At 70.4% G+C, this 24,957-nt stretch carries 19 protein-coding genes; 10 read left to right on the top strand and 9 right to left on the bottom strand.

Going from position 1 to position 24,957, the window contains the following annotated elements; translation table 11 throughout:
• Nucleotides 1-14 precede the first annotated feature (14 nt).
• Complete coding sequence (locus tag QMK34_RS38720) at nt 15-689, bottom strand: FadR/GntR family transcriptional regulator (RefSeq protein ID WP_326419767.1); 675 nt, start codon at nt 687-689, stop codon at nt 15-17.
• Nucleotides 690-737: 48 nt separating this feature from the next.
• Between QMK34_RS38720 and QMK34_RS38715 the strand changes: the two genes are divergently transcribed.
• The gene (locus tag QMK34_RS38715) at nt 738-1,997 is read left to right on the top strand and encodes a CynX/NimT family MFS transporter (RefSeq protein ID WP_326419766.1); all 1,260 of its coding nucleotides are present in this window, start codon (nt 738-740) and stop codon (nt 1,995-1,997) included.
• 63 nt (nt 1,998-2,060) lie between these two features.
• Here QMK34_RS38715 and QMK34_RS38710 read toward each other — a convergent pair whose 3' ends face one another.
• Nucleotides 2,061-3,455, bottom strand: coding sequence for a mycothione reductase (locus QMK34_RS38710; RefSeq protein WP_326419765.1), 1,395 nt, complete (start codon nt 3,453-3,455; stop codon nt 2,061-2,063).
• 85 nt (nt 3,456-3,540) lie between these two features.
• The gene (locus QMK34_RS38705) at nt 3,541-4,224 is read right to left on the bottom strand and encodes a M15 family metallopeptidase (RefSeq protein ID WP_326419764.1); all 684 of its coding nucleotides are present in this window, start codon (nt 4,222-4,224) and stop codon (nt 3,541-3,543) included.
• Nucleotides 4,225-4,297: 73 nt separating this feature from the next.
• Here QMK34_RS38705 and QMK34_RS38700 point away from each other — a divergent pair, with 73 nt between their 5' ends.
• The 3 genes from QMK34_RS38700 (at nt 4,298) to QMK34_RS38690 (ending at nt 5,884) form a co-directional block, all read left to right on the top strand.
• Nucleotides 4,298-4,486: a hypothetical protein gene (locus QMK34_RS38700; RefSeq protein ID WP_326419763.1), complete on the top strand. Its 189-nt coding sequence runs from the start codon at nt 4,298-4,300 to the stop codon at nt 4,484-4,486.
• Nucleotides 4,487-4,587: 101 nt separating this feature from the next.
• Entirely contained in the window at nt 4,588-5,415 is an 828-nt protein-coding gene (locus QMK34_RS38695; RefSeq protein WP_326419762.1) for a S1 family peptidase, read from the top strand.
• 25 nt (nt 5,416-5,440) lie between these two features.
• Entirely contained in the window at nt 5,441-5,884 is a 444-nt protein-coding gene (locus tag QMK34_RS38690) for a GNAT family N-acetyltransferase (protein WP_326419761.1), read from the top strand.
• On the opposite strand, the gene QMK34_RS38685 is transcribed toward QMK34_RS38690, so the two are convergent.
• The 4 genes from QMK34_RS38685 to QMK34_RS38670 form a co-directional block, all read right to left on the bottom strand.
• Nucleotides 5,850-7,037 carry an 8-amino-7-oxononanoate synthase gene (locus QMK34_RS38685; protein WP_326419760.1) on the bottom strand — a complete coding sequence of 396 codons (1,188 nt, stop codon included), beginning with the start codon at nt 7,035-7,037 and terminating at the stop codon, nt 5,850-5,852. The two genes, QMK34_RS38690 and QMK34_RS38685, sit on opposite strands and share 35 nt — an antisense overlap.
• Before the next feature lie 461 nt (nt 7,038-7,498).
• Nucleotides 7,499-9,001, bottom strand: a complete 1,503-nt coding sequence (locus tag QMK34_RS38680; protein WP_326419759.1) for a DEAD/DEAH box helicase — start codon at nt 8,999-9,001, stop codon at nt 7,499-7,501.
• Nucleotides 9,002-9,309: 308 nt separating this feature from the next.
• Nucleotides 9,310-10,269, bottom strand: coding sequence for a serine protein kinase RIO (locus tag QMK34_RS38675; protein ID WP_326419758.1), 960 nt, complete (start codon nt 10,267-10,269; stop codon nt 9,310-9,312).
• 194 nt (nt 10,270-10,463) lie between these two features.
• Nucleotides 10,464-13,385 (bottom strand): ATP-binding protein, encoded by a 2,922-nt coding sequence (locus tag QMK34_RS38670; RefSeq protein ID WP_326419757.1) that lies wholly within the window; start codon nt 13,383-13,385, stop codon nt 10,464-10,466.
• Between the two features lie 318 nt (nt 13,386-13,703).
• On the opposite strand from QMK34_RS38670, the gene QMK34_RS38665 reads away from it, so the two are divergent.
• The 3 genes from QMK34_RS38665 to QMK34_RS38655 all read left to right on the top strand — a co-directional run bounded on the left by QMK34_RS38665 (nt 13,704) and on the right by QMK34_RS38655 (nt 18,475).
• On the top strand, nt 13,704-15,269 hold the full coding sequence (locus QMK34_RS38665) for a S8 family peptidase (protein WP_326419756.1): 1,566 nt from the start codon (nt 13,704-13,706) through the stop codon (nt 15,267-15,269).
• Nucleotides 15,269-16,819 carry a S8 family peptidase gene (locus QMK34_RS38660; protein ID WP_326419754.1) on the top strand — a complete coding sequence of 517 codons (1,551 nt, stop codon included), beginning with the start codon at nt 15,269-15,271 and terminating at the stop codon, nt 16,817-16,819. Before QMK34_RS38665 ends, QMK34_RS38660 begins: the two co-directional genes overlap by 1 nt.
• Nucleotides 16,820-16,948: 129 nt before the next feature.
• A complete protein-coding gene (locus tag QMK34_RS38655) occupies nt 16,949-18,475 on the top strand; it encodes a phytoene desaturase family protein (RefSeq protein WP_326419753.1) in 1,527 nt (508 codons plus the stop codon).
• Nucleotides 18,476-18,674: 199 nt separating this feature from the next.
• Here QMK34_RS38655 and QMK34_RS38650 read toward each other — a convergent pair whose 3' ends face one another.
• Nucleotides 18,675-20,153 carry a trypsin-like serine protease gene (locus tag QMK34_RS38650; RefSeq protein ID WP_326419752.1) on the bottom strand — a complete coding sequence of 493 codons (1,479 nt, stop codon included), beginning with the start codon at nt 20,151-20,153 and terminating at the stop codon, nt 18,675-18,677.
• A gap of 141 nt (nt 20,154-20,294) precedes the next feature.
• Between QMK34_RS38650 and QMK34_RS38645 the strand changes: the two genes are divergently transcribed.
• Nucleotides 20,295-21,410, top strand: coding sequence for an NAD(P)/FAD-dependent oxidoreductase (locus tag QMK34_RS38645; protein WP_326419751.1), 1,116 nt, complete (start codon nt 20,295-20,297; stop codon nt 21,408-21,410).
• Here the strand turns inward: QMK34_RS38645 and yaaA are convergent.
• Nucleotides 21,397-22,143: a peroxide stress protein YaaA gene (gene yaaA, locus QMK34_RS38640; protein WP_326419750.1), complete on the bottom strand. Its 747-nt coding sequence runs from the start codon at nt 22,141-22,143 to the stop codon at nt 21,397-21,399. The genes QMK34_RS38645 and yaaA overlap by 14 nt on opposite strands.
• 66 nt (nt 22,144-22,209) lie before the next feature.
• On the opposite strand from yaaA, the gene QMK34_RS38635 reads away from it, so the two are divergent.
• Nucleotides 22,210-23,175, top strand: a complete 966-nt coding sequence (locus QMK34_RS38635) for a GNAT family N-acetyltransferase (RefSeq protein ID WP_326419749.1) — start codon at nt 22,210-22,212, stop codon at nt 23,173-23,175.
• A 67-nt stretch (nt 23,176-23,242) separates the two neighbouring features.
• Entirely contained in the window at nt 23,243-24,181 is a 939-nt protein-coding gene (locus QMK34_RS38630) for an aminoglycoside phosphotransferase (RefSeq protein ID WP_326419748.1), read from the top strand.
• The last annotated feature ends 776 nt before the right edge of the window (nt 24,182-24,957 follow it).

Raw genomic sequence — 24,957 nt, 5'->3', positions numbered from 1 at the left:
CCCGCCCCCACCACTCACGAGTCTTCAAGGCGGGCCAGCAGTTCGTCCAGGAAGCCCGACGCCTCCGCCGCCGCGCGCGCCTGATCCTGCGCCGCGATGGCCTCCACGAGCCCGCGGTGCTTGATGGTCTCGGCGTGTTCGGGGTCGTCGTTCGTCGCGGCGACGCTCGCCGCGATCACCTCGCTGAGCCCGCGGTAGAGCTCCGTCAGCAGCGTGTTGTGCCCGCAGCGGACGACGGTGAAGTGGAATTCCGCGTCAGTGCGCGCGAAGTCGTCCAGCCGGTGCTCCTGCTGCTCCACGTCGCGGCGTTCGAGCAATGCCCACAGGTCATCGAGGTCCGCGTCGGTGCGCTCGGCGGCGGCCAGCCGGGCGCCTTCGACCTCCAGGGTCCGCCGGACCTGCAGGACCTCCTTGAGCTCCGAGCCGCACAGCCGCCGGATCGCGCCGGACACCTCGCTCGTGGCGCGCACGTAGGTGCCGTCGCCCTGCCGGACTTCGAGGATGCCGGTGTGGGAGAGCGCGCGTACGGCCTCGCGGATGGTGTTGCGCCCGACGCCCAGCTGGGTCGCCAGTTCCGGTTCGGTCGGGACGCGGCTGCCGATTGCCCATTCCCCCTGCGTGACGGCGGCACGGAGCTGCTCGATGACCTGGTCGACCAGGCCTGCCCGGCGTGTCGTGGCCAATGGCACAGGATTATCCCTTCATCCAATCATCCTACGTATGTCATAGTAGCTCGTGTGACCGTCGAATCCCGTGACTCAGACTCTTCGTACGCCCACGGCCTTGAACTCGAACTTGACGGTGCCTTGGAGACCGAACCGGGCAACCGGGCCGGGGTCATGGCGGGTGGTGTCCTGCTCGCGATCGCGGTGGTGCTGACGGCGTTGAACCTGCGCCCGGCCATCACCAGCGTCGGGCCGCTGCTGGGGGAGATGCGGGGCTCGCTCGGCGCCTCGGCGACCTGGGCGGGCGTGCTCACCACGCTGCCCGGCCTCTGTTTCGCGGGCGCGGGACTGGCCGCGCCCTTGCTGTCCCGGCGGTTCGGCATCGGCGCCGCGATCTCGGTCGCGCTGGCCGTGCTGACCGCGGGCCTGGTCCTGCGCGTGCTCGACGGGCCGTACGTGGTGCTCGGCGGGACCCTGGTCGCGACGGCCGGGATCGCCCTGATCAACGTGCTGATCCCGGTGGTCATCAAGGGGTCCTTCCCCGCTCGTGTCGGCATGATGACCGGTGTCTACACCGCCGCGTTGCAGGGCGGCGGCGCGCTCGGCTCGTCGGTCGCCCCGCCGGTGAGCGACGCTTTCGGTGGCTGGCGGATCGGGCTCGGCAGCTGGTCGGTGCTGGCGGCGGTGGCGCTGGGCGTGTGGATTCTCGCAGCTCGCGGCACCGGCCGTGCGCCCGCCGCCGAACCGGGCGCCGCGGGTTCCGGCCGCTCGCTGCTGCGCAGCCCGCTCGCCTGGATCGTGACGCTGTTCTTCGGCTTCCAGGCCTTCCTCGCGTACGTCGTGATGGGCTGGCTGCCCGAGGTGCTGATGGACGCCGGGATCACGAAGGGCGAGTCCGGCCTGCTGCTCGGCCTGATGTCCCTGATCGCCGTCCCGATCAGCCTCATCGTGGCGCCGATGGCCGCGCGTCAGCGCAGCCAGAGCCGGTGGATCGTCGGCCTGGGTGTGCTCGGCTTCGCCGGCATGGTCGGGCTGATGGTGGCTCCCGCCGCCGCGCCGCTGCTGTGGAGCGTGCTGGTCGGCCTCGGGATGAGCGTGTTCTCCCTGGCGCTGACCGTGATCGCGCTGCGGGCGAAGACCGGCGAGGACACCGCGCGGCTGTCCGGGATGGCGCAGGGCTTCGGCTACCTGCTGGCCGCTGTCGGCCCGTTCCTGTTCGGCCTGCTGCACGACGTCACCGGCGGCTGGACCGTCCCGTGGCTGCTCATGCTCGGCGTGTTCGTCGCGCAGATGGTGATGGGCGCGCTGGCCGGACGCCCCCGCTACGTCTGACTGCCCCTGAAGGCCACCTTCACGGCGTTTTACGCCGTGAAGGTGGCCTTCAGGGACCTTCCCCTAGTCCAGGGGCAGGTTCAGCAGGGCGTTCTCGACCAGCTCAGGCATCGCCGGGTGGATCCAGTACTGGCCGCGGGCCATGCTGCGGGCGTCGAGGCCGAAGCTCATCGCCTGGATCAGCGGCTGGATCACCGACGACGCCTGCGGGCCGATGATGTGCGCGCCCAGCAGCCTGCCGGTCGCCGGGTCGGCCAGGAGCTTCGCGAAGCCCGTGGTGTCCTCCATCGCCCAGCCGTAAGCGATCCCCGCGTAGTCCTGGTGCGAGGTCACGTACGAGATGCCCTGCTCGCGGGCCGCCTGCTCGGTGAGGCCGACCGCCGCGACCTGCGGCGACGTGAACACCGCGTGCGGCACGAACCGGTGGTCCGATTTGACCGGTGAGTCGGGGTTCAGCAGGTTGTGCTGCACCACGCGTTCTTCCTGGTTCGCGACGTGCTTGAGCTCGTAGGTGGAGGAAAGGTCGCCCAGCGCGTAGATCCCCTCGACCACGGTCTGCTGGTACTCGTCGACGACCACGTGCCCACTGTCCCTTGTGGTCACCCCGGTCGCGGCGACGTCGAGGATGTCGGAGTTCGGCGTGCGCCCGGTGGCGATCAGCAGCAGCCCGGCTTCGACGGTCTCGGCGCCCTTCGGGCCCTCCAGGTCCAGTGCCACCCCTGTCGCGGTCTTGCGCGCCCGGACGGTCTTGCGGTTCAGCCGCACGTCGAACGTCTCGGCCGCCAGCTCGGTGAACCGCTTGCTGACGTCCTCGTCCTCCGAGCGCAGCAGCGCACCCGAACGGTTGACCACGGTGACGGCCACCCCGAACGACGCGAACACGTGCGCGAACTCGGCCGCGATGTACCCGCCGCCCAGGATCACCATGCTGGCGGGCAGCTCGTCGAGCCGCATCACCGTGTCGGAGGTGTGGTAGTCGACGTCGTCGAGTCCCGGCACGTCCGGGATGACCGCCCGGCCACCGGCCGCGAGCACGAACTTGTCCGCGGTGAGCGTCTCGGCCGGGCGGCCGTCCGGGTACGAAACGCTGAGCTCTTTGCGCCCGGTGAAGCGGCCTACGCCCTCATACACGGTGACGTTCTTGTTGTCGTCGTGCTCGACGCGGTACTCGCGCCCGCCCGCCGCGATCGGGTCGATGCGGTTGAAGATCCGGTCGCGGATGTCGCGCCAGCGGACCCCGGTCAGCTCCTCGTCGACGCCGAACTTCGACGACGAGGCGGGGGTGGCGGCGACGTGCGCGGTGTGCACGAACATCTTCGTCGGGATGCAGCCCACGTTGAGGCAGGTGCCGCCGAACGTGCCCTTCTCCACGATCGCGATCTTCTTGTCCGCGAAACGCGGGTCCAGGATCGAGTTGCCCGATCCCGTGCCGACGATCAGCAGGTCGTAGTGGGGCACGCTGTCATCCTCACGGTCATCCTCCGGTGTGGTTGTCGCTCAAGTCTAAAGAACTCGATCGGGTGACGACTTGTTCCCACCCGGATCAGCCCCCGGTGGCGCTGAAGTGCATGCGGTCCTTCGGGTTCGTCCAGCTCCCGCCCCAGGTCCAGCCGATCCCGGTGAACGCCTTGACCGTGGCGTCCCCCATCAGCACCATCCCCGGCCGCACCCGCGCGCGGTCGACGTAGGCCGAGGCCAGTTCGGGCAGCACCAAAGCGCCCTTGGTGTAGGGATTGCAGAACGGGTTCAGGTCGACGGCCAGCCCGTAGGCGTGTGCGGACCACGTCGTCAGCCCCCTCGCCGGGCGGCAGACGAACGCGCTGGTGTCGTTGCCGTCACCCGTCGGGACGGCGGTCAGCTCGGGTGGGCTGGTGACGCGCATCTCCTCCAGCGGGAAGCGCGCGGCGAACAGCTGCCGGAAGACGTTCCTCACCCCGTCGGCCACGGACGCGTTCACGATCATCTCGCCGGTGTGCGCCCGGCTGTCGAAGCCCCAGAACGACATCGTCAGGTACTTCAGGTCGATCAGCTTGACCGGGCAGGCCGCCTGCCACGTGCTCCGGGCGAGCACCTCCGGCGGGACGGAGACGGCGGTCGCGCTGTAGTGGTCACCCGATGGTGGTGGTAGTGAATCGCGCGTTGGGAGAGCGCGATTCACTAGTTCGGGTGGCGTGGGGAGGACCTGACCAAAGCCGTCCTTGCCGCGGGGCAGCGGATGCGCGCCCACCTGCCACGTCCGCGGCGGCGGTGAGGACGTCTTCGGCGGGGCGCTCGCCGGGCTACTCGGGGGTGGAGCAGAGGTGCTGCTCGACGCCGGTGCCGAGGGTGAAAATGGTGCTGGTGCAGGGGATTGCTGCGGCCGCATCGGCGCCGAGCACGACAACAGCCCGAAGGCGAACACTCCCGTGAGCAGTACCGTGACCGTTTTCCGCACGTATGCCAGCTTGGCAGAAGCGCTGGGTGAGCACGTATTCCACCCGATTCAGTGACACCGTTTCGGGCAGTCTCCGATTAGGGTATTAACGGTCACCTGTTTACGCGCTGGAGTCGGATGACTCCCGAACGGTGTCGTCTGCTGAAGGGAACCTCCATGCCGAAGAAGTCACGCCGTACGACGCTGCTCGCGGGGGGCGCGCTCCTCGCCACGGTCGCGTTCGCGGCGGTCGCCGTCGGCAATGCGGCAGCTCAGGACAGTGCCCCGGAAAGCCCTTCGTCCGCTGCCCAGCCCCGCATCGTCGGTGGCAACGTGGCCTCGCTGTCCGACTACCCGTACGCCGTCTACCTGGCGGATTCGTCCGGCAACCAGTACTGCGGCGCGGTGATCGTCAGCTCGTCCGCGGTCGCGACGGCGGCGCACTGCGCGCTGGCGGTGAAGGCCTCCGAAGCCCGTGTCGTCGCGGGGCGTCAGGACAAGCGCACCAGCAACGGTTCGGAGTTCCGGGTGTCCAAGGTCTGGGTGAACCCGGACTACACCGATTACACCAAGGGCGACGACATCGCGGTCCTGACCGTCCGCGGCCAGTTGCCATACCGCCCGGCCAAGGTCGCCGACGGGAGCAACGCCGACCTCTACGCCGAGGGCACCAAGGCGACCGTGCTCGGCTGGGGCCGCGTCGAGGACGGCGGCGCCCGCTCGGACGTCCTGCGCAAGGCCGTGGTCCCGATCATCGGCGGCTCCTGCGCCTCGAGCTACGAGAGTTACAACGCGGAGATCATGACCTGCGCCGGCTACGCGCAGGGCGGCACCGACGCCTGCCAGGGCGACTCGGGTGGCCCGCTGGTCGTCGGTGACACGCTGATCGGCATCGTCTCGTACGGCGACGGTTGTGCCAAGGCGGGCAAACCGGGCGTGTACACCAAGGTGTCCGCGTTCGCCGAGGACATCAGGAACCAGTCGCGGTCGCGCCTGCTGGGCTGAACGGCCGGTGTGCTAATCAGGGGGAGTGACTCCCGAATCCCGTGACGGCGGCGAACTGACCGCCACCGAACTGTATGCGATCCTCCGTTTGCGCGTCGACGTCTTCGTGGTCGAGCAAAAAGCGGCGTACCCGGAGATCGACGGGCGCGACCTGCTCCCCGAAACCCGTCATCTCTGGGTGGGCGGCGAGCAGGTCGAGTCGTACCTGCGGGTGCTCGCCGACCCCGGCGGCGTGCGGCGGATCGGCCGGGTCTGCACGGCCGAAGACGCGCGCGGGCGCGGGCTCGCGGCCGAACTGATGAAGGCCGCGCTGGCCGGTGGTGACGACGTCGATTGGGTGCTGGACGCGCAGACGTACGTCCAGGGGTTCTACGCGAAGTTCGGGTTCGTACCCGAGGGCGAAGAGTTCACCGATGAGGACGACATCCCGCACATCACGATGTGGCGCCGGGTGGCGCGCACTCCGTGATCACCTGAACGGCTTTGTCCACATCGGACTCCTTGAGGTCCGCGCGGACGGTCAGCCGCAGCCGGGAAATGCCGTCCGGCACCGAAGGCGGCCGGAAACAGCCCACCCGGACGCCCTTTTCGGCGCAGGCCTCGGCCCAGCCGACAGCGGCTTCGGGGGAGGGCGCCTGCACGGAGATCACCGCGGCGTCCGGGAGGCTCACCCGGAAACCGGCCGATTTCAGTTGCATGGCAAGGTTTCCGGCGTTTTCCTGCACCTTGGTCGCGAGCTCCGGCTCGGCTTTGAGCGCGCCGAGCGCGGCCAGCGCGGCGGCTGCGCTGGCCGGGGCGAGCGCGGTGTCGAAGATGAAGCTGCGCGCGGTGTCGATGAGGTGCTTGATCACCCGGCGCGGCCCGAGCACCGCCCCGCCCTGCGCGCCCAGCGCCTTCGAAAGCGTGATGGTGGTGACGACGTCGGGGTCGCCGCTCAGCCCCGCGGCGTGCACCGCGCCCCGGCCACCCTCGCCGATGACGCCGAAGCCGTGCGCGTCGTCGACCAGCATCGCGGCACTGTGCTCGCGGCAGATCCCGGCGAGTTCCGCCAGCGGCGCGAGGTCGCCGTCGACAGAGAAGACGGAGTCGGTGACCACCAGCGCCCGCGGTTTGCGGCGGGTGGACAGCGCGTGCTTGATCGCCTCTGGCGAGTTGTGGCTGACCGCGGCGACGTCCGAGCGGGACAGTCGGCAGCCCTCGATCAGCGACGCGTGGATGTACTTGTCGGTGACGATCGCCGAGTCGGCGCCGGACAGCACGGTGACGGCGCCGAGGTTCGCGGCGAAACCGGACGAGAACACCAGCGCGGCCTGGACGCCGCAGAATCGCGCGAGCTCGTGTTCGAGCTCGGCGTGCAGCTCCGTCGAGCCGGTGACGAGGCGGGACCCGGTGGCCCCGGCGCCCCAGCGCAACGCCGCCGCGGCGGCCGCACCGGCGACCCGCTTGTCCCTGGCCAGGCCGAGGTAGTCGTTCCCGGCGAGATCGAGCTCATTCGCCTGCGCCGGACGGGCGCGGAGTTTGCGGACCAGCCCAGCGCTCGCTCGCTTCTCCGCCTCGGTGTCGAGCCAGTCGAAGACCTGCTCGGGCGGCAGCTGCGGGAGAGCGGGACCAGGTGCGTTCACATCCCGCAGTCTCGCACCCGCGCCGAGCCGCTGAACGCAGACCCCTGGAGGAACGCATGCCAGACAGTGACGGCCGTCCCGGAGCCCCCATCCCGCCTGACGTCCCCCCAATCACGCGTGTCGGCATTCCCGTCACGCGTGTCGGCGTTCTACGCACACGCGTCCGCGTTCCACGTTCGGTAAACACGACGCGAGAAACGGCCAGCACGGGCATGTGTCCGCGTGTTGGCCGTCGCAGCAGGCGGACACAGGTGGGTGGGTGGCGGAGGCTGGGGGCGACGGCGTGATTGGCGGACGGTGCGCGTGATCCGGGAGACGGCTCGCGTGATTGGCCTGCCGTCTCACGTGATTGGACTGCCGTCTCGCGTGATGGGGACGCGAAAACGGCGGGCACGGCCGGGTGTGGTGCTGACCCGGGCGTGCCCGCCGTTCGTGTCCGCTAAGGGCGGACGGGGTGGTGCTTAGCTGTCGAAGCTGCGACGCGGGCCGCGGCTCGGGCGGCCGCTGCCGCCGGAACCGGCGCCGCCACCGCTGCCGTAACGCGGCTGACGACCACGGCCGCCGAAGCCACTGCCGCCGCTGGGACGACCGCCTTCACGCGAACCCTGGTAGCCGCCACCGCCGCCGCCGTAACCACGGCCGCCACCGCTGCGACGCGGGGACTCGCGGCGACGCTCGATGACCGGCTCGCCACTGGGCTGCTGGGCACCGGTGATGCGCGAAAGCTCCGCGTCACCCGGCCGGACAACCGTCTGCTCGGCGCGGACGCCGGCGCGGTCGGTCATCCGGCGGACCATGCGTCGCTGGTCGTGCGTGACCAGCGTGACGACGACACCGGAGGCGCCGGCGCGAGCCGTACGACCCGCGCGGTGCAGGTAGTCCTTGTGGTCGGCGGCCGGGTCCACGTGCAGGACCAGGGAGATGTCATCGACGTGGATGCCGCGGGCGGCGACGTCGGTGGCGACCAGCACCGGGGTGTGCCCCTCCTTGAAGTCCGAGAGCACGCGGTTGCGCTGACCCTGGGTCTTGCCGCCGTGCAGTGCCGCCGCGTGGACGCCCTGCTCGCGCAGGCGCTCGGTGAGGCGGTCGACGTGGTGCTTGGTGCGGACGAACATGATCGTCCGGCCGTCGCGGGCGCCGATCTCGGTGATGACGTCCTGCTTCTCCTGGTGGGAGACCTGCAGCACGTGGTGGTCCATGGTGGTGACCGACGCGGTCGACGGGGCGACCGAGTGGGTGACCGGGTTGTGCAGGTACGCACGGACCAGCCGGTCGACGTCACCGTCGAGGGTGGCGGAGAACAGGAGACGCTGGCCGTCACGCGGGGTGAGGTCAAGGATCTCGCGGACCTGGGGCATGAAGCCCATGTCCGCCATCTGGTCGGCCTCGTCGAGCGCGATGAACTCGCACTCGCTGAGGATCGCGGTGCCCTGGCGGACGTGGTCCGACAGGCGGCCCGGGGTGGCGATCAGCAGGTCGACGCCGCGGTTGAGCGCGTCGGCCTGGCGGGCGAACGCCATGCCGCCGACGGCCGTGCGGCACCAGAGGCCGAGCGACTTGGCCAGCGGGGTGAGCGAGTCCGCCACCTGCATGGCCAGTTCGCGGGTCGGCACCAGGACGAGCGCACGGGGGCGCTTCGGCTTGGCGCGGTCGTCCGCGAGCCGGGCCAGCATCGCCAGGCCGAAGGCGAGGGTCTTGCCGGAACCGGTCTGCGCGCGGCCGAGGACGTCGCGGCCCGCCATCGCGTCGGGGATGGTGGCCGTCTGGATCGGGAACGGCGAGGTGATGCCGGCCTCGGCCAGCGCCTTCAGCAGCGGCTCGGGAAGGCCGAGCTCGGCGAAGGTCTGAGTCTGGACGTCTTCGACGCCACTGTTGTGAAGCAAGTCGTCACCCACGGGGCGGGTGCTCGGCTTGCGGTGCTGACGCTCCGACGGGGTGGTGTCGGAGTTGAACGTGACTGTCACAGATACCTCTCGGACGTGGCACGTCACAGGGAGGCCCGGCTGCCCGCGCGCTGGGGGGCAAGATGGTGTGCTGAGGGCGTTCACAGGGACGAACCCGGCACACCGCGTCTGCATGACACCGCGCGCCATTTGGCTTACATGGAATACCGCGAGCCAATTCAGCTGGCTTTGGAGGCGACGGACACCAACTCATCCACGCCGCCGGTTGCGGTCTGTTACTACTGTACCGGACGGTCTCCCGCCTGCCCAACGGGAGGCACCAACTGTGTGCAGGGTCTCTGACCCGCGACCCAGCCGGTGCCGCCCGATCAGCGCAGTCCGGCGATCTCGCGCAGCTCGGAGACCAGTTCCGTGGTCCGGCTGACCTGCTCCGGGAGGCCCCTCGCGTGGAACCAGCCCGCGATGTTGGCGACGTCCCTCGCCAGGAACTCGAGCCCGCTCGGGTTGGCCACGACGTCGACAGCCTGTGGCAGGTCGATCACCATCAGGTGACCCTGGTGCACCAGGAGGTTGTACGCCGAAAGGTCACCGTGGGCGAGCCCCTGTGCGGCAAGCAGCTCCAGCATCCCGGTCGTCTGGTGCCAGAGCTCGGTCAGCTCGTCCGGCTCCGGGCGCAGCTGCGCCAGCCGCGGGGCCGCTTCCTGACCGGACGCGTCGCCGAGGAACTCCATCAGCAGTTCCGTGCCGTGGCGCTGGACGGGGTAGGGCACCGGCGCCCCGACCGTCCACAAGCGACTCAGCACGGTGAACTCCGCCGCCGCCCACTGTTCGGCGATCAGGTTGCGGCCGAACGCGGTCCGGCCCTCCATCGCCCGCATCTCCCGCGACCGGCGCACGCGCCTGCCTTCGAGATAGCCGGCGTCGCGGTGGAAGAGCCGGTGTTCGTCGCTGCGGTACCGCTTGGCCGCGAGGATCGTGTTCTTCGACCCGCCGGGCAGCTCCCGCCGCAGCAGGTGGACGTCGGCCTCCTTGCCGGTCTTGAGCACGCCGAGGTCGGTGTCGACCGCGGCCAGCTCGGTGATCACCCAGCCCGGCAGCGGCGCCGGGCCGTGTTCGGCGTCGTCCCAGGTGCTCCAGCGGTCGGCTCCGCAGGGGATGGCCGTCTCGGTGTAGGCGTCTTCCCGCAGGCGCGCGAGCCTGCCGCGTTCGTCCTCGGTGAGACGGCCGCTGCGGGAGGGTGCCGGTTCGTCGTCGAAGCGGGCCCGTCTAGAGCCCTTGCGACGCGATGGCTGGTCTTGCAGGTCTTCGAAGTCTTCGTGCTGACGCACTGGTGAGGTCTCCTGATTCAGGGGTGCCCCACCGGGAGCGGCTACGCGCTCAGCCTCGTGGGGCGAAGGGGCGGGGGCGTCGAACGCCCCGGACAGTCATCAACACGAGGCACCTCCCTGACACACCGCCCGGCTCCCTGCCGGCACTGCCCACAGTCTGACCGGCCCTCCCGGACCGTCGCAACCGAATTACCTCAGCCCGCCAGCAGCTCGCCGCGGGACCGGACCTTCAGCTTCCGCAGGACGCTCGCGACGTGCTGTTCCACCGTCCGCCGGGACAGGAACAGGACCTCGGCGATCTCCCGGTTCGTGTGCCCTTCGGACAGCAGGCGCGCGACGTCGCGTTCCCGTGGCGAGAGCTCGTCGCCGTACCCACGCCGTCCGCGCCGTGACGGGGCGACCGCGCCCGTGGAACGGAACGCGTGACGGCACCGCGCGGCGTCGCGGGTGGCGCCGAGCCGGTCGAACACCTCGGCCAGCGCGCTGAACGCGTCCGCCGCGTCGCTCTCGCCGCTGTCCAGGCGGCAGCGCGCGACGCGCTCGGCGGCCAGCGCCGCGTGGTACGGCGCGGGCAGCCGCTCGTACCGCGCCCTGGCGTCGTCGAGGAACTTCACCGCGTCGGCGAACTGGACGTCCTTGGCGGCCAGGATCCCCTGGCACAGCGAAAGCGCGGCCCGCGACATCGGTGCGTCCAGCTCGCTGATCTCGCGTTCGAGTTCCGCGATCAGCTCCCGGGCCCGTGCCGCCCGTCCCGTCCGGCAGTAGGCCTCCACCGCGGCCGGCACCAGCTCCCCGGCCCAGGCCCAGACACCCTTGCCGCGCAACAGATCCAGCCCGCGATCGGCCCGCACCGCGGCGGCCTCCGGCTCGTCCTGCGACAGCAGCATCCCGGCCAGCCCGCCGTGCGCGGCGATCACCACGGGGGTGAACGCGTTCTCCGGCTGGTCCACCGCGGTGCCCGCGAAGTGCGTCGCCGCGCGGTCCCATTCGCCCCTCGCGGCCGCGAGGAGCCCGAGCACCAGCGCCAGCTCACTGGTCACCGGCAGCAGGTCGCGGTACTCCTCGACCAGTGTGTGCGCGCGGTCGGCGAGCCCGTCCCAGTGCCCGCTGAGCCAGTCGACGTGCACGCGGGTCGCCCGCGCGGTGCTCACCACATACGGGGCGCCGCAGTCCGCGGCGAGCTGCATGCCGCTGTGCAACATGCTGGCCGCCCGGCGGTGGTGGCCGATCCACGCGCAGGAGTCCGCGACGTTGCAGTGCAGCCTGGCCAGCTGCCGCTGCTGATCGACCGAAGTCACTCTTGCCGGCACCCGCTCCAGCATCGTCCAGGCCCGCGGGTCGCCGATGTGCAGCCGCGACGCGATGTTGTTGGCCATCAGGGTGAGTACCAGGCCCTGATCGGTGGCTTCGTCGATCAGCGTGTCGACCCGGTCGAGCCAGCGCCGGTGCTCGCGCAGCGGGGTCGAGCCGACCCACGGCTGGGCGAGCACGGCCATCCCGCGGCCCGCGAGATCCGGCCGGTCGGCGAGGTCGTTGACGGCGAGTTCGATCTCGACCCGGCTCGCTTCCAGCCCGCCGGCCTCGCGGATCAGCAGCAATCCCAGGCTCAGCCGGATTTCGCCGCTCAGCCGACCGGACAGCCGGTGGTCGGTCAGCAGGTTTTCCAGCGTCGACCGGACGTCGTGCTGCGAGATCCCGTTGCAGGCCACCCCGCTGAGCTTGATGGCCAGCCGGTCCACAGCCGACGGTTTGAGGCCCGGCTCGGTCAGCAGCGAGCTGAGCAGGTCCGTGGCCGAAGCGAGGTCGCCGACGGCGATCGCCCGGTCGGCGGCGGCCTCGCCGTAGCGGACGGCGTCGACCGGGTTGCCCGCCTTGCGGCTGTGCTCGGCGAGCCGGACCAGTGCCTGCGGCACGCCTTCGGCCAGCAGCCGCGCGGCCCGCCGGTGCAGTTCCTGGCGGTCGGGCCCGGGGATGGTGCCGTACGCCGCCTGCTGCGCCAGCGCGTGCCGGAAGCCGTAGTGACAGTCGGGGCCCTCGATGAGGACGTTGCGGTCCAGCGCGAGCACCAGCGCCTGCCGTGCGCGGGCCGGTGGCAGGCCCGCGACGGCCGCCAGCATCTCGGCGGTCGACCCGACGCCCAGCACGGCGGCGGCCTCGGTGATCTTCCTGGCGGTCAGTGGCAGGCCGGTGAGGCGTTCGATGGTCGCCTCCCGCAGCAGCGCGGGCACCTCGACGTTGTCGAGCAGCCGCCGCGCGGTCGCCCCGTCGGCGTGCACCGCGCCCTCGGGATTGCGCAGGGCGTAAAGGGTTTCCTCGATCACGAAGGGGATTCCGGCGGTCCGCTCGTGCAGCCGCGCGGCGAACTCGACCGACACCGGGCGGTCGCCGAGCAACGCGGTCGCGAGGCTGCGCACCCCTTCGGCGTCCAGCGGCCGGAGCTCGACGAGCATGCTCGTGGTGCCCGCGGCGGGGCGGTGGGCGGCGCCGAGCGGGATGCCGCCAGGGACCTCTTCGCGGCGGTAGGTCAGCAGCAGGCTCAGCCCGTCCGGCGGCTCGGCCATCAGGAACCGCAGCAGCTGGCGCGAACCGTCGTCGGACCAGTGCAGGTCCTCGATCACCAGCAGCAGCGGGCCGAGTGCGCCGAGCAGCTCGCGGACCGCCCGGAACAGCCGGTGCCGCTCGGCCCGCGGATCGCCGAGCGGGGGCGGCGGCTCGGGCAGGAAACCGGCGAGTTCGGGCAGATAGGGCCGCAGCACCCCGGTCAGCGGGCTCAGCCGCGGGACGCCGATGAGGCTGTCGCCAAGGTCGCCGAGCGCTTCGAACACCGCGCCGTACGGGAACGGCTCGCGCAGCGGCTGGCAGTGGCCGACCAGCGCGCGGTGGCCACCCAGCTCGGGACGGCGCAGCAGCTCGTTGACGAGGCGTGTCTTGCCGACGCCCGCCTCGCCGTCGAGCATGATCACCGACGGCGGCCGGACAGCGGCCGAGACGAGGGCGTGCAGCTCCATGGTCCGGCCGACCAGCACCGGCGAGCTCGTCCGTCTGATGCCCGTCCGGCCCAGTTGATCTTCGATCACCGAGTTGCTCATCATCGTCCGCTCCCGCTCGCGAGTCACGCTCCGGCATTCCCCCCGCGACCTGCGGCGCGGACACAGGGAATGCGACACGGCACCCAAACCGCCCTGTTCGGGTGAACGCAGCCTAGGACGCTCCGAAGGATGACGGAACCCATGCGGACAGTCACGGAACTTTCGTAGGGGGCGGGATTTTTCCAATAGTTACGTAGCCCTACTGAGTGGTGCCTCGCTTGTTCGTGCAGGTGGCAAACCCCAAGAGTGAGGGACATGTGGCTGTCGGTCACAGGTCGTCTCGCCGCCAGAGCTGACGTGAACCACCTGTTCGAGTGAAGTCCACCTAGTGAACGGAGCTTGTTGATGCGCGAACACCATCGATCCCGGCGAGTCGCGGGCGCGATTCTCGCGGCCGGGGCCTGTGCCCTCGCGTCCGTCGCGCTCGCCGGTCCGGCGACGGCGGCCCCGGCGGGGGAGATCCTCCACGCGGGTGTGCCCGGCGCCGTGCCGGACAGCTACCTCGTGCTCCTGAAGGACACGCAGGCTGTCACCGCGAAGGCAGGCGAGCTGACGGCTGCCTACGGCGGTCAGGTGAAGCTCACCTACGACACCGCTGTGCGCGGGTTCTCGTCGAAGATGTCCGAAGCGCAGGCCAAGCGGCTCGCGGCGGACTCGTCCGTCGCCTCCGTCGAGCAGGACGGGACGGCCAGGGTCTCCGACGTCCAGAACGATCCCACCTGGGGTCTGGACCGGATCGACCAGAAGGACCTGCCGGTCGACAACAGGTACAACTACGCCAACAAGGGCGACGGGGCCACCGTCTACGTGGTCGACACCGGCGTCGACTACCGGCAGCCGGAGTTCGGCGGCCGCGCGAGCAGCGGCTACGACTTCATCGACAACGACAGCGACGCCTCCGACTGCTTCGGGCACGGCACGCACGTGGCGGGCACTGTCGGGAGCAACACCTACGGCGTCGCGAAGGGCGTGAAGGTCGTCGCCGTCCGGGTGCTCAACTGCCAGGGCAGCGGCCAGTACTCGCAGATCATCAGCGGGATCGACTGGGTGGCGAAGAACGCCAAGAAGCCCGCCGTGCTCACCATGAGCCTCGGCGGCGGCGCGGACGACAGCGTCGACAAGGCCGTCAACGGCGCGATCCGGGCCGGGATCACCACCACCGTGGCCGCGGGCAACGAGGGCCAGGACGCGTGCAACGTCTCGCCAGCCAGGACACCCGACGCCATCACCGTCGCCGCGAGCGACGCCGCGGACAAGCGTTCGATCTTCAACTCGTCGCAGTCGTCGAACTACGGGAGCTGCACGGACCTTTTCGGGCCCGGCAGCAACATCACCTCCGTGCGCAACGGCGGCGGCACCCAGCAGATGAGCGGCACCTCGATGGCGACCCCGCACGTGGCGGGCGCGGCCGCGCTCTACCTGACCGCCAACCCGGGCGCGACCCCGGCGGACGTCGCGAAGGCGCTGCTCGACAACGCCACCCCCGGCAAGATCACCGACGTCAAGGGCTCGCCGAACAAGCTGCTCTACACCGGCTTCCTCGGCGGCACGCCGAACCCGCCCTCGTGCTCCGGCGCGACGAACGCCGACGACGTCGCCATCCCGGACGCGGGCGCCGCGGTCACCAGCGTGGTGACCATCGGTTCGTGCGACGGCAAGGGCACCGCCGCGACGACGGTCTCGGTCGCGATCAGGCACACCTACACCGGCGACCTCAAGATCGACCTGGTGACGCCCGGCGGCAAGGTCGTCAACCTCAAGCGGGCCGGTGGCGAGAGCGCCGTCGACCTCACCAAGAGCTTCACCGTCGACACCTCGGCGGAGAACCGTTCCGGGACCTGGAAACTCCAGGTCCAGGACGTCTACCAGTTCGACACCGGCTCCATCGACAGTTTCGGGGTGACTTTCTGATGCGTAAAACGGGAAAATCTCTGCTCACGCTCGGGCTACTGGGTTCGCTGTGCGCGCTCGGTGCCGGGACGTCGATCGCGGCCGAGCCCGAAGGTGTTGTCGTGCAAGCGAAGCAGCACTACGGCGACCAGTACATCGTGGTGCTCAAGGAGGGACTGAGTGCCACCGGGATCCAGTCCTCCTCGGCCTCGCTGGCGCAGAGCTACGGCGGTGAGCTGCGATCGACCTACACCGCGACGATCCACGGCTTCTCCGTCAAGCACCTGACCGAGGCGCAGGCCCGCAAGCTCGCCGCGGACCCGGCGGTCAAGACCGTCTACCAGGACGGCACCGCGCGCGCCACGGACACGCAGGCCAACCCGACCTGGGGGCTGGACCGGATCGACCAGAAGGCCATGCCGCTGGACAAGAAGTACACCTATCCCAACACCGGCACCGGTGTCACGGCGTATGACCTCGACACCGGCATCAAGGCCGACAACCCGGAGTACGAGGGCCGCGCGAGCGTCGGCAAGGACTTCGTCGGCGGCAACGGCACCGACTGCAACGGCCACGGCACGCACACCGCGGGCACCATCGGCAGCAAGACCTACGGCGTGGCCAAGAAGGTCAAGATCGTCGCGCTCAAGGTCCTCGGCAACGACTGCTCCGGCAACGGCCCGGACTCGGCCGCGGTCGACGCCATCGAATGGGTGACCACGAACGCCGCCAAGCCGGCCGTGGCGAACATGAGTCTCACCATGGACGCCGTCGGTGTCGGCGACGACGCGCTGAAGAAGTCGATCGCCTCGGGCGTCGTCTACTCCGTCGCCTCGGGCAACTCCAGCACCGACGCGTGCAACACCAGCCCGGCGCACGTGCCGGAGGCCATCACGGTGAACGCCTCGGACGAGAACGACAACCGCGCGTCGTTCTCCAACTACGGCACCTGCACGGACATCTTCGCGCCGGGCAACAACATCACCTCGCTCGGCCTGTCCAACGGCAGCAGCGCGAACATGAGCGGGACGTCCATGGCGACCCCGCACGTGACCGGCGCCGCGGCGCTCTACCTGTCCGCCAACCCCGGCGCGACCGCCCAGCAGGTGCGGGACGCGTTGGTCGGCGGCGCGACCGACGGCGTCATCAAGAACGCGGGCAGCGGCTCGGCGAACAAGCTGCTCAACGTCTCGTTCATCGGCGGCACCGGACCGGCGCCGAAGTGCGGCGCGAAGTCGAACACCACCCCGGTCGCCATCCCGGACGCCGGTGACGCCGTCACCAGCTCGGTGACCCAGGACGGCTGCGACGGCAAGGCCTCGGCCACGCTGCCGGTCAAGGTCGACATCAGCCACACCTACACCGCCGACCTCGTCGTCGACCTGGTCGGCCCGAGCGGCGCCGTCTACCGGCTCAAGAAGGCAGGCGGCGTCGGCGTCGCGACCGGTGTGCACGAGAACTACACCGTGGACGCCTCGGCCGAGAGCGCCAACGGCACCTGGAAGCTGCAGGTCCAGGACATCTACAAGTTCGACACCGGCTCGATCGACGGGCTGACCATCACCTTCTAGTCCGCTGTCCCCGCAAGTCCCTGAAGGCCACCATGAGGGCGTTAGAGTCCGGCAGGCCCGTCGCCGACGAGGCGACGGGCCTTTTGGGACAGTGGTGGCCTTCAGCGGCACGGTGAGGGGAGGACTCGGGTGGATTCGCCTGAGGTCGTGGTCGTCGGTGGCGGGCACAACGGGCTGGTCGCGGCGGCCTACCTGGCCAGGGCCGGGAGGTCGGTCCTGGTGCTGGAGCGGGGGCGCGAGGTCGGCGGGGCGGCGGTCTCGTTCCGGGCGTTTCCCGGCGTCGACGTGCGGCTTTCGCGGTACTCCTACCTGGTCAGCCTGTTGCCGCGTAAGATCATCGCCGATCTCGGGCTGAGCCTCGACCTACGCCGCCGCCGGATGTCCTCGTACACCCCGGTGGGTGACTCCGGCCTGCTGGTCGACACCGGTGACGAGGCCAGAACGGCCGCGTCGTTCGCCGCGCTCACCGGCTCTCCCCGCGACTTCGACGCCTGGCGCCGCTTCTACGCGATGACCGCCCGCGTCGCCGAGCGGACGTTCTCCACCCTGACAGAACCCTTGCCGGGCAAGGAAGAACTCCGCGCGCGGATCGACGACGACCGGGCGTGGTCGGCCCTGTTCGAGCGGCCGATTTCCGAGACGCTCCAGGAGGATTTCGGTGACGACACCGTCCGCGGGGTCGTGCTGACCGACGCCCTGATCGGGACCTTCGCCGCCGCCGACGACCTCGGGCTGCGGCAGAACCGCTGCCTGCTCTACCACGTGATCGGCAACGAGACGGGCGACTGGGACGTGCCGGTCGGCGGGATGGGCGCGGTCACCGGCTCGCTCGCCGACGTCGCACGGGCTGCCGGGGCGCGGCTCGTGACCGGCGCGGAGGTGCTGTCGGTCGACCCGGACGGCGAAGTCCGCTACCGGCTCGACGACGTCGAGCACGTCGTCCACGGTGCTCACGTGCTCGCGAACGTCGCGCCCCCGGTACTGGCCCGGCTGCTGGGCGAGGAGCCCACGGAGGCGCCTGAAGGCGCTCAACTCAAGGTGAACATGGTGCTGACGCGGCTGCCGCGACTGCGTGATTCCACTGTGGACCCACGAGAAGCGTTCGGTGGCACGTTCCACGTCAACGAAGGTTACGAGCAGCTGGCCACGGCGTACGCGGAGGCTGACGCGGGCAGGATCCCGGCGTCGCCGCCCTGCGAGATCTACTGCCATTCGCTGACCGACCCGTCGATCCTCGGCCCCGCCGAGCGCGCGGCGGGTGCCCAGACGCTGACGCTGTTCGGCCTGCACATGCCCGCGCGGCTGTTCCGCGGCCGGAACTCCGAAGCTCGCGCGGAGGCGTTGCGAGCGACGTTGGCTTCGCTGAACAGCGTGCTGGCGGAGCCGATCGAGGACTGCCTGTGGACCGCCCCGGACGGCACCCCCTGCGTCGAGGCGAAAACCCCGCTGGACCTGGAGGTCGAGCTGGCGCTGCCCGCCGGGCACATCTTCCACCGCGACCTGTCCTGGCCCTACGCCGAACCCGGCCGCACGGGCCGCTGGGGCGTCGAGACCGCGCACCCGCGCATCCTGCTCTGTGGCGCGGGCGCCACCCGCGGCGGCGGCGTCAGCGGCATCCCCGGCCACAACGCCGCCATGTCCCTCCTGCGCCCCTGACGTCCGTTCCGGTGGTCCCTGAAGGCCACTGTCTCTTCTAGGGCGCCGTTGCCTCGTCGGCGACGGGCCTCACAGCGTCTAACGCCGTCATGGTGGCCTTGAGGGTCAGTCGAACCGGACGTCCACGCGTGAGGAAGCCCGGTGGGCCGCTGCCTGCGAAGCAGCCCACCGGGCGGGTATTCGGGGAGGAGGACTGCCCTTACTGGACGGTCAGGGTGTACGTCGTGGTCGAGGTCTTGCCCGCGGAGTCGGTCGCCTTCACCGTGATGGGGTAGGTGCCGGCCTGGAACGGCGCGATGATCTGCATCGTGGAGCTGCCGCCGGTGGAGATCGTCTGCGGGTTGAAGAACGGTGCGATCGGCAGGCCGGAACCCGAGGCCGAAAGCGTGATGGTGCCGGTGCCGCCGGTGGCCGAAACGGTGGCGTTGGTGAAGAAGCCCGGCTTGCTCGAGCCGCTGCCGGGGGTCACCGCCACCGTCAGGTCGCCGACCGGGGGCTCGCCGCCCTTGCCGACGGTCAGCTTGAGCGTCGCGGTGGCGGTGTCCGTGGTGCCCTTGCCGGAGATCGTGACCGTGTAGTCCTTCTCCGGGGTGTTCGCCGCGGTCTCGATGGTCACCTTGGCGGTGTCACCGGAGTTGATGCTCGACGGCTGGAAGGTGGCCTTCGCGCCGTCCGGCAGGCCCGACGCGGTCAGGGCGACGTTCTCGCTGCCGTTCTTGCCCGCCTTGCTGGTGATCGTCGCCGACACGTACTTGCCGGGGTCGACCTTCACCGACGCGGGTGACGCCGCGAGGGTGAAGCTGTCGCTCGGCTGCGGGTCACCGCCGACCTGCTGCACGGCCCAGTCGCCCATGTCGTTGTTCAGGCGGCTGTAGACGCTGTACCACTTGAAGTCGCTACGGCTCCAAGACGCGAGGCCGACGATCTTGCCGCCCACGATCAACGGTCCGCCGCTGTCACCGGGGAGGATCGTCTTGTGGCCGTCGCTGTACCCGGCGCACACCATCGTCGCGTCCTGGAAGCCCGCGCCGACGCCCGTGCACTGGCTCGTGCCGTTGACGATGGGCAGCGTGATCTTCTGAAGGGTGACGTCCTTCGAGTCGTCGTTGAAGTCCTTCTTGCCGTAGCCCAGCCCGAGGCCGTCCTGACCGGGCTTGTTGAGGTCGGTGTCGGCCGTAGTCGCGATCTTGGCGAAACCACCGGCGGGCACCGGGATGTCGGCGTCGGTGGTGACCACCGCGACGTCGTAGCCCTGGTCGAAGTTGACGTACTTCGGGTGGGTGACGTAGCTGACGACGCCGACGGTCGTGCCGGTCCCGACCTGCAGGTCGTCCAAGCCGTAGAGGAACGTCTTCGTGCCCTCGGCCGCCTTGCAGTGCGCGGCGATGATGATCTTGCGCGGCGCGACGACCGAGCCGGTGCAGGTCTCGCCCTTCGGCCGCGGCCCGCCCGCCCGCAGGCCGCCGATGATGAAGGGATAGTCCTTGACCGAGGCCTTTTCGCCGCCAATGAAGTTCGAGTGCGCGCCGGTGCTCCCGGGGATGTGCGCGTCCCCGATCGGCGCGACAGCCTGGGCGTTGGCCGGTTCGGCCGCTCCCGCGACATCGCCCAGCACTGGGACGGACAGGGCCGCCAGACTCAGTGCGAACAACCCCAGTACCCGTTGTGTTCTTTTCACGGTGATTCCTTTCCAGGTCGCTGGAAGTCACTTTCCGGTGACCGCCCGTGGGCTAGCAATCGGGGAGCAGGCAGGTACGGGTACGGAACTAATGTCCGGCACCGGTTCGACGTGATCGTCCGAGCAGTGCAGGGTGAGGTCATGCGCGTGCTTGTGATCGGTACCGGGATCGCCGGGACTTCGACCGCTTTCCATCTGGCCAGGCGGGGTGTGGAGGTGGTGCTGCTCGCCCGTGACCAGCCAGGCAAGGCCACCGCCGCGGGCGCGGGCATCGTCAGCCCGTGGACCACTCGACGGGACGAGGACGAGTACCGGCTGGCCGTCAAAGGCGCCGCGCACTATCGCGAGATAGTCCGCCTGCTCGCCGAGGAGGGCGAGACCGGCACTTCGTTCGAGGTCATGGGCGGGATGATGGTCTCCGCGGACGACACCGAGCTGGCCGGGCTGGAGACGAAGCTCCGTGACCGCGCGGTCGCCGATCCGCTGGCAGGGGCCGTCACACGGCTCGATTCGGCGCAGGCGCGTGAGCTCTTTCCCCCGTTGGCGCCGGATCTGCGGGCCGTGCACGTCGAAGGTTCCGGGCGGGTCGACGGCAGGCGGCTCAGTGCGGCGCTGCTCGCGTCGGCGACGAGCCGGACGACCACCCGGCTCGTGAACGGCGACGCGAAACTGCTGCTCCGCGGCGGCCGGGTGGCCGGGGCGGAGATCCCCGGCGAGACCATCGAGGCGGACGTCGTAGTCGTCGCCACCGGCGCGTGGACCGAGGAACTGCTGGCACCGCTTGGCGTTTCCAGCGGGGTGAACCCGAGCCGCGGGCAGATCACCCACCTCGGGCTGCCCGGCGTGGACACCGCCCGGTGGCCGGTGGTGCTGCCGCCGTCGAGCCACTACCTGCTCGCGTTCGGGGATTCCCGGGTGGTCGCGGGCGCCACCCGCGAGACCGGCACCGGTTTCGACCACCGGGTGACCGCCGCCGGGCAGCGGGAGGTCCTCGAGCACGCGCTCGCCGTGGCGCCGGGCCTGGCCGACGCGACGCTGCTGGAGACCAGGGTCGGTTTCCGGCCCGCCACCGCCGACGGACTGCCGGTGATCGGCGCCGTCCCTGGGCATCCGGAGCTGCTGCTGGCCACCGGTTTCGGCCCGGCAGGGCTCACCATCGGGCCGTACACCGGCAGCCTCGTCGCCGGACTCGCGCTCGGAGAGCCATCCGAATTCGACCTCGGTGCGTACGGCGTGGGGCGGTTCAGTCCCCGGTGAGCAGCTCCAGCTCGTACTCGCCGCTGCGCTCGATCGTCAGGCCGGCGCGGGAGGCCACCCGGAGCAGCTGCTCCACAGTGGACGGTTCGCGCGGCGCCCTGGCCAGCACGGCCGCGAGCTTTCCCTTGTATGCCTTGTTGAAATGGCTGACCGTCGTGCGGTTGCCCGCCGCGTCCGCGGTGACCACTCGCACGGTCACCGCGTCCGGCCGCAGTTTGGCCAGCGTCGCGTAGGTGCCTGAGCGCAGGTCCACGACGAGCCCGTCGATGCCGCGCAGCACCGGCTCCAGCGCGGGCTTCCACACGCTGCGCAGGGTGCCGAGCGAGGGCAGCGAGTTGCCGCCGGAAAGCCGGTACGCCGGGATCCGGTCCGCGCCGGTCACCACGCCGAACAGCGCGGACGCCACCGCGAGGCGGCTTTCGGCCTTGGCGAGCGCGGGCTTGCGGAAACTCTTCAGGTCGAGCGCGTCGTAGAGCACGCCGGTGTAGCGGTGCAGCCCTGGCATCGTCGGCGCCGTCCACAACGCCGCGTTGCGGGTGACCTCGTCGGCTTGGCGCTCGGTGATGCCGAGCGCGACGAGGCTCGCCGGGACGTCCGAGGACAGTTCGACCAGCGCTTCGGCCAGTTTGCGCCGGGTCGGCGTCAGCTCGGGGCGCGACAGCGAGTCCAGGTCCAGCGGCGGCCCGTCGCCGCCGTCGGCCTTGGTCTCGGAAGGAGGGAGGAGCACCAGCACTCCGTCAGCGTAATCCGCCCGAAATCCGGATGCGCGCCCCGGCGGGTCCGGCCTAGCCTCGGCGCCATGGAACTGACCTGGCGCCCGCTCACCCCGGCCGACATGGATGCCCTCGCCGTCGTGTTCGCCGAGGCCGAGGCCGCCGAGCCGACCGGCGAGCACTACAGCGCCGAGGACCTGCGGGAGCAGTTCGACGGCCCCAGCATCAACCTCCTCGACGGCTCGACGGCGGCCTGGGCCGGTGACCGGCTGGTCGGCTACGGGCTGGTCCGCCCGCGCGACGCGGCGGACCCGGTGCACATGCCGAGGCTCGAAGCCCTGATGCATCCGGACCACCGGAGCGAGGCGGTGGGCCATCACCTGACCGACTGGTTCCTCAGGGCAGGCCGCCTGCTTCACCTGGCTGCCTTCCCCGACGCGCCGCTGGAGTTGCACAGCAGCGCGCACGAGAACCAGCGCTGGTTCGCCGAAGTGCTCGCGGCGGCCGGATACCAGCACCAGCGGACTTTTGTCGATATGCGGACCGAGCCGGGCACGCTGCCGCCCGTGCAGCCATTGCCTCCGGAGCTTCCGCTGGTCGCCCACGAGGAGAAGTACGAGGAGCTCACCCGGCTGGCGCGCAACGACATCTTCGCCGGGCACTGGGGCAGCACCGAACAGTCGCCGGAGAACTGGCGGCATCTGGTCACCGGTTCCAAGGACTTCCGCCGCGACCTGTCGTTCCTGCTGCTCTCCCCGTCCGGTGACGAGGTCGTGGCGTTCGTGCTGAGCTCGTTCTACGAGTCCGAGGCGGCCATCACCGGGGTGAAGGAGCTGTATGTCAACTACGTCGGCACCCGTGCGTCCTTGCGCGGCCGCGGCGTGGCGACGGCCCTGCTCGGGTACACCATGGCGAAGGCGACGGAGGCCGGGTTCGAGCGGTACGCCCTGAACGTCGACGTCGACAACGCCCACAGTGCGCTCGGGGTGTACGAGCGCTGTGGCTACCGCGTCACGGACCGCTGGGCCGGATACGTCCTGCCCGTCGGCTAATCGCTCACTCGTTCGTGTGAAATTTCGGTAGTCTTGCTTCACACGGACGGTGTGCGGGGGGGTGTTGGTGACGGCGGCGGTGTCGGCACGGTTGAGCTGGCACGACCTGCCGGGCCACGTCCGCGAGGCCGTGGAGCGTGAGCTGGGCTCGGTGGTGCGGCGTTCGCTGCGGCAGTCGCCGGAGTTCGAGGGCGGGCTCGCTGCCAGGCTCCAGCTCGAAGACGGGCGCTGGGTGTACGTCAAGGCGCTGCCCGCGAGGAGCCCCAGGTCCGGCGGTTACCGGACCGAAGCCGCGGTGGCCGTCAGGCTGCCCGCCGCTGCCCCCGTGCCCCGTCTCTTGTCCACTGTGGACGACGACTGGCTGGTCCTGGTCTTCGCCGACCTCGAAGGCACCCGGCCCAATCTGCGACCCGGCTCCCCAGACCTGTCCGCGGCCTTGGCGGCCATCGGCGCGCTGGGCAGGACACTGACGCCGTCCCCGCTCCCGGAGGCCCCGGACGCGCTCGACGACCTCGGCCCGCTCCTGCGCGGCTGGCACGAACTGCGGGCCGACCCGCCCGGCGACCTCGACGACTGGTCGACCCGGAACCTCGACTCGCTGGCCGCGTTGGAGACGTCCTGGCACCCATGGGCAGCGGGGGAAACGTTGCTGCACAACGACATCCAGCCGGAGAATCTGGTCAGAACGGGCCCCGGCCGCGTACTGGTGACAAACTGGCGCTACCCGGCGAAGGGCGCGGGCTGGCTGGACCTGGTCGCACTGGTGCCCCACCTGCTGGACGCGGGCCATGACCCCGCCAACGTCGATCGCCTGATCCGCCGTCGCCCCGCATTGGCCGGTGTACCGACGTGGGCTGTCACCGCGTTCGGTGTCGCGCTGGCCGGGCACGCCGAACGTAGTTGCCGTCTGCCCGAGCCGCCCGCGACCAGTGGAGTCCGCGCGGCGCAGCGGCGCTTGGCGGCGGCGACCCGCGGCTGGCTGGCCCATCGCACCCACTGGACGTGACCCGGTCCGTTCGCCGCCGGTCTTTTCTCTTTTCGCGGATCACTTACGACGTCGGGTTGGGCTGGTTGCTGCACCCGTCGGGCAGGCGGTGTCGTGAAGGGAACTTTTGGGGCGTCTAGGTCCCTGAAGGTGGCCTTCAGGGGCAGTCAGGCTGGATGTGGAGCTCGGTGAAATCGGGGCGTTTCGGGTGGTGTTGGGCCGGTGTTTTGGCGGTGTGCTTGGTGGGTTTGTTTGGTGGCGCTGGGATTGTCGGCCGGTTGCGGTCTGGGGGACGGTGGGGGCGCGGTGTGCGGTTGAGCTGCGTTGGGGTGGGAGGCTGGGCGTTCTGGCAGTCCGCTTGGCCGTGTTGAGGTTGACCGCGCAGCGTCGCGTGTAGTGCGGGCCGACGCGCGACTGAGCTGTCTTGGGTGGTGGGAAGCCGGGTGCTCTGGGGTCGGCGGGGTTGAGGTCGCGCGACTGAGCCGCGTCGGGCGCTGGGAAGCCGGTTGTTTGGCGTTTCGCTCGCGGACAGCGCGTTCCATGCGGGGGAGGCCGACCCGGACCTGGATCAGCTCGCGCACGGTGCGGAGACGGTGGTTGCCGAAACGGCCGCTGTCGTCAACCGTCCGGTGTTGCCCGCGCGGTGTGTCGGGCGTAGTGCATGCCGACAAGAGCGTGACGCGCGATTGAGCTCGCTGGGTCGGTTTTGGACGTTGCCAGGCTGGTGGTTGTCAGAACGGCGGGGCGTCGTTGTCGTTTTGGGTGCGGGGTGCGGGGTTCGTGGAAAGCGGGTGGTG

Origin of the sequence: Amycolatopsis sp. H20-H5 (assembly GCF_035828755.1) — a bacterium.
In the GTDB taxonomy this organism is placed as follows: domain Bacteria; phylum Actinomycetota; class Actinomycetes; order Mycobacteriales; family Pseudonocardiaceae; genus Amycolatopsis.
The sequence above is the reverse complement of the archived record's forward strand: the minus strand, read 5'-3'. Positions and strand labels throughout refer to the sequence as shown.

Excerpts from the sequence above, each read along its gene's own strand:
- QMK34_RS38695 (WP_326419762.1), top strand. The coding sequence starts at position 4,588 with ATGCCGAAGAAGTCACGCCGTACGACGCTGCTCGCGGGGGGCGCGCTC.
- QMK34_RS38665 (WP_326419756.1), top strand. The coding sequence starts at position 13,704 with ATGCGCGAACACCATCGATCCCGGCGAGTCGCGGGCGCGATTCTCGCG.
- QMK34_RS38660 (WP_326419754.1), top strand. The coding sequence starts at position 15,269 with ATGCGTAAAACGGGAAAATCTCTGCTCACGCTCGGGCTACTGGGTTCG.
- QMK34_RS38645 (WP_326419751.1), top strand. The coding sequence starts at position 20,295 with ATGCGCGTGCTTGTGATCGGTACCGGGATCGCCGGGACTTCGACCGCT.
- QMK34_RS38635 (WP_326419749.1), top strand. The coding sequence starts at position 22,210 with ATGGAACTGACCTGGCGCCCGCTCACCCCGGCCGACATGGATGCCCTC.